This window comes from Micromonospora sp. RTGN7 (genome assembly GCF_033804645.1).
Taxonomy (GTDB): Bacteria; Actinomycetota; Actinomycetes; order Mycobacteriales; family Micromonosporaceae; genus Micromonospora.
This window is the reverse complement of sequence record NZ_JAPZLF010000045.1, coordinates 1-5,046: the sequence shown is the minus strand read 5'-3', so window position 1 is coordinate 5,046 and position 5,046 is coordinate 1. Positions and strand designations below refer to the sequence as shown.

The 5,046-nt window shown below is 70.8% G+C and carries 3 protein-coding genes; 1 reads left to right on the top strand and 2 read right to left on the bottom strand.

Features of this window, described 5'->3' with window-relative positions; translation table 11 throughout:
• Positions 1-801, bottom strand: an 801-nt coding sequence (locus SNR22_RS29080; protein WP_320069880.1) for a VCBS repeat domain-containing M23 family metallopeptidase, incomplete at its 3' end; no start/stop codon positions are given.
• A gap of 11 nt (positions 802-812) precedes the next feature.
• Positions 813-3,938 carry a DUF2961 domain-containing protein gene (locus SNR22_RS29075; RefSeq protein WP_320069879.1) on the bottom strand — a complete coding sequence of 1,042 codons (3,126 nt, stop codon included), beginning with the start codon at positions 3,936-3,938 and terminating at the stop codon, positions 813-815.
• Positions 3,939-4,278: 340 nt separating this feature from the next.
• Between SNR22_RS29075 and SNR22_RS29070 the strand changes: the two genes are divergently transcribed.
• Positions 4,279-5,046 (top strand): VCBS repeat-containing protein (locus SNR22_RS29070; RefSeq protein ID WP_320069878.1); only part of this gene is annotated, 768 nt, incomplete at its 3' end.

Genomic DNA, 5,046 nt, shown 5'->3' with positions numbered 1-5,046 from the left:
GAGGGATCCGTGGGTGAAGGCGACGATGTCGTCTTTTCCGTCGCCGTTGAAGTCTCCGGTGGTCAGGGTTTCACCGTTGAGGCCGAAGAAGTCGTTCCACTTCACCGACGTGCCGGCGAACGAGGTTCCGGTGGAGGTGGCGACGTACACGTCGTTGAGCGTTCCCTGGTTGAACGCGACGATGTCGTCCTTACCGTCCCCACTGAAATCCGTCGACGAACCCCCCAGATACCGACCACCCCCAACGCCACCGCCGCCGCAGTTGTCGCTGACGAGGTACTTCTGGTGGTACTGGCCCGGATAGGGCGCGAGCGAGACACCGTTGATGACGATCGACTGCCCCACCCCGTTGTAGAGCTGTTCGTAGTGGAGGTGCGGGCCGGAGGAGTTACCGGTGCTGCCGGTAACGCCGATCTGCTGGCCCTGCTCGACGTACGCCCCGTCGGGCACCGAGTAGGCGCTGAGATGGAAGTAGTAGGTGGTCCAGCCGCCGCCGTGGTCGATGACCACGTAGTTGCCGGCGCCGCTGGGCTGCGAGTAGCGGCGGGCCACGCCGGCGGCGGAGGCGACCTGCGGCGTGCCGCCGGTGGCGCCGCCGTCGGCGCGCACGAAGTCGAGCGCCTGGCGCACCTCGGCGCTGTGGTGGTCGTAGGTCCACTGCTGCCCGCACGGAAACGGCGCCTTGAAGTTGGGCGCGGCCAGCGCGGCCGTCGGCGCCGACACGGCACCGGTCAGGACGGCTGCAGCCAGGGTGACCAGCGCGACGAGGTAGCGACGGAGGGTTCTCGGGTGCCGGGGCATGGCGGCTCCTGTCAGGGGAGGCTCGGGCGGGGAAGATCGGAGCCGGGAGCGATCTGGTCGCTCCACCGCCAGCCGTTCTGCACCAGGCGGCTGCCGTTGGAGAGCGACACGTAGGCATCGGCGGTCGCGCCCCGGGTGAAGGTGACGGCGTCGACGCGCCCGTCGCCGTCGAAGTCGCCGACGCCGGGCAGTTCGGTGCCGACGGCGAAGTTGCCGTGCCAGGTCGCGGGGGCACCGAGGCCAGCGCCGGTGGAGGGACGGACCAGAACGTCGGCGCTGATGCCCCGGGTGAAGGCGACGATGTCGTCGCGGCCGTCGCCGGTGACGTCGGCCAGCGCGGGAACTTGACTGCCGGTGGCTACGCCGTCGCCCCACTTCCAGGACTGCTGGACGAAGCGGCTGCCGTCGGAGAGCGAGACGTAGACGGCCCCGCCGGTGCCCTGGACGAAGGTGACGATGTCGTCGCGCCCGTCGCCGTCGACGTCACCGACGGCGGGGATCTCGGTGCCGACGGCGAAGAAGTCGTGCCACTTCACCCCTGGCCCGAAGCCGCTGCCGGTGGAGAGCGCGACGTAGACGTCGGCGGTGGAGCCCCGGGTGAAGGTGATGATGTCGGCTCGCCCGTCGCCGTTCACATCGCCGGTGAAGGGCAGTTCGTCGTCGGCCGCGAAGAAGTCGTGCCACTTGGCACCCGGCCCGAAGCCGCTGCCGGAGGAGATCGAGGTGCGGACGTCGGCGGTGGAGCCCCGGGTGAAGTCGACCACGTCGTCCCGGCCGTCTCCGTTGACGTCGCTGGTGTTGCGGGCACGGCTGACCGAGGTGGCTGCAGCCGACGAGGGGCCGGCGTTACCCACCTCGTCCAGCGCCACGACCCGGTAGTACCAGCGTTGCCCGGCGCCGAGCGGTCCGTGCCGGAAGCTGGTGGTCCGCACGGTGCCGAGCAGGTTGGCCGGGGTGGTCGGCACGTCGGCGGCACGTGCGCCGTAGACCCGGTAGCCGGCCACGCCCACGTCGTCGGTCGCCGCCGGCCAGCTCAGGGCGACCGCGTGGGTCCGGGCGACGACGGTCGGCGCGGCGACCGTCGTCGGCGGTCGGGTGTCGGCGTACGGTCGCATCAGGTTCGACGCGGTGTAGGAGCTGGCGGTCCAGGCGGGCCGGTCGACGGCCGGGGCCAGCGTCACGGTGATCGAGGAGCGGCCGGCGGTCACCGACGCGGGCAGGACGAACTCGTCGCTGCGCCACCGCTGCGTGCCGTTGCCCTGTGGCTGGGACCAGGTGCCCACCGCCACCCCGTCGACGGCCACCGTCACCTGCTGACCCGCCGCGCCCTGTTCGCCGGTGCGTCGCAGCCGTACGCCCTGGTTGTCCGGGGCGACGGCGAGGCGGAAGCGGACCGGGGCCGTGGCGGCGCGGACCTGCCCGGTGACCGTCGCCGCATCGTCGTCGCCCTCGAAGACCGAGGTGAGGGGGAACTGCGTCGCGGCGCCGTCGGAGTAGTCGTGGGCCGCGCGACTCGCCGCGTCACCGACGGTGACCGTGTCGGTGAGCGCCTGCCCGACGGTGGGTTGGGTGTAGAGGTAGGCCGTGGAGCCGTACTCGGCGGGCATGTCGTTGGCCGGGCCGTGCTCGATGCCGAAACGCAGGCTGGTGCCGTAGTCGATCGAGTCGCCGATCATCAGCCGGTAGGCGGCGTCGCACTCGTACGCACAGCCGCCGGTGCGCAGCTGGTGCCCGGGGTTGCCGGTGAAGACGCCGGAGTAGGTGCCCCGGTTGAAGTACCAGCCGGACTCGTAGAAGTCCTCGGTGCCGGTGCCGTGCAGCTGAGGCGTCGCCGAGCCGTCGACGTGGATTCGCTCGTCGCCCTCCAGGTAGTTGCGGGTGTTGCCGTCGGCGACGTGCCCCCGCATGGTCTGTGACACGCCGACGAGGCGCCCGCGCCCGCCCTGCTCGGCCACGGCCCAGTCCTGCCCCGGGGAGGTCGTCCCCCGCCGGGACTGGGCGGTGAAGTAGCCGGCGTCGCCGTCGGCGGCGAGGGCGTCGGTCCACTGGGTGCCGGGTGCGGAGGTGATCTCCCAGCCGACGCCGGCGAGGTCGACGCCGTCGGTGTTGACGAGGGTGACGGCGGCGGCGGTCCGGAACGGCATCGACCACCAGGAGCTGTACCAGCCGCCCGGAGCGGTGTCCATGGCGGACATCAGCGACCGGACCGACCGCTCACCGAGCCCGGAGCCGAAGAACTCGGCCACCGGCGAGTCCACTGTCGTCCGGCCGTCGAAGGTGATCCGAAGCCGCAGCCGCCCGAGGCGGGAGTCGGTGGCGCTCGCGTCGGGCACCCGCAGGCGCAGCGCCGTGAGCGCCCGGGGACCGGTCAGGCTGGCGAGGGTGACCTGGCCGTTGGCGGGGACGGGGTGGGTACCGCCGATCGTGGCTGCGCCGGGCTGCGCCGGCTTGGGATCGCGGGTGCCGGCGGCCCGCAGCAGGTTCACCACGTCGGTGGCGGCGTCCGCGGGGTCGAAGGACGGGATCCCCTGGGCGTCGGCGAAGCTGCGGTAGGTGACGTGGTGGAAGAGCGGGTTGTGCTGGGTGGTGACGCGCATCGAGCGCCGGTAGGGCATCGGCACCTTGACGGTCACCCCGCCGGACGTCTGGTCGGCGTTGCTCACCAGGGGGAAGACGAAGGGTGCGCCGAGGCCACCGTCGACGAGGTGCTGCAATCCGGTCTGGACGACGGTGGCGCCGTCCAGCTCGATGCGGATCCACCCGGTGGCGTTGACCGCCCCCTCGTCGCGGGTGAACCAGATCGACTCGATCTCACCGGCGCCCTGGTCCTCGGCGATCACGCAGCCGTCGTCGGTGCGCAGGCAGGAGTGGGTGCCAGTGAATCCGTCGTCGTTGCCGCCGGCCCGGTCGTAGCTGGAGAACTGCCGGGTCCGGGCACCGTTACCGAGGTAGGGCAGCCGGTCGAGGCGACGGTAGACGTCCCAGCCCACCATGCCGGGCCCGGGTGGGGCCGAGGCGGTGGTAGCGGGCACGGCGACGGGGCGCGGCGCGGCGGACGCCGCAGGCGGTGTGGAGGCGACGGAGATAGCGAGGACGGCGGTAAGAACGACGATTCGCAAGCTGCGGGGCCAGGCCATGTGTCACCTCGACGAGCGGGCCCCTGAACGGCGCCACTAGCGGAAGTGAAGCCAACAAGTTCGAATTCTGTCAATACCACGCGGCGCGGCGAAGGATGGGGAGTCACCCCGCCGAGCGCATTTACGCAGGTGGGAAAGCATATCCAGGCAACCGGCCGGCCCGGAGGTTTTTTCCTTGACTGCGCCGTCGAGTGGTCGTAAGTTTCATCCATCCATCGACTCCTGTCGTCGCTATGCTGCACCGCCCGCCTTCCCCGCTCGTCGCCACCCGCTCGCCCTCGCCCCGGGACGGCGGCCCTGCCGCCACCCGGACCACCGCTCCCGGCCTCCGGAGGCCACCATGGACACTCGCACCCGAACGCCCGCCCCCGTCCTCCGCACGATTCGGCTGGCCGCCGCCGTCGGCCTCGCCCTCGCCGTGACCGCCCCGCCGGCACCCGCCGCCGCGGCACCCTCGGACGACAAATTCGGCACGCTGGCCTGCTCCTCGATACCCGCGAACCACGACCCGTCGATCATCGTGATCGTGCACCGGGTGGGCCTCGGCCTTCGCGTCAGCGACAAGGTGATGCTCGCCGGCTTCGAAACCGGCTGGGTCGAGTCGCACATGAACAACCTGCCCTGCGGGGACAAGTCCTCACTCGGGGTGTTCCAGCAACGCTGGGACTACGGCTGGGGCACGCCCGAGCAGATCATGGACCCGGTCTACTCGTCGACGCAGTTCTTCACCCGGGCGATCACCTGTGAACGCAACAACCCCGGCTACACCGCCGGCCAAGTCGCACAGTGCGTCCAACGCTCCGGCTTCCCCGATCGCTACGACCAGTCACAGGCCAAGGCCCGGTCGATGCTCGCCGAGGCCGGGCGCGTCACCGGCATAGCGGCGGGTTCGCCGACGGATTTTAGTGGTGATGGTCGGGATGATGTGGTGGCGTTCACGCGGGGGTCGCTCAACGACGTGTATGTGGCGACGTCGACGGGGTCGTCGTTTTCGGGGACGTCGGTGAAGTGGAACGACTTCTTCGGCCTCAACGGTGAAACCCTGACCACCGGAGACTTCAACGGCGACGGAAAAGACGACATCGTCGCCTTCACCCACGGATCCCTC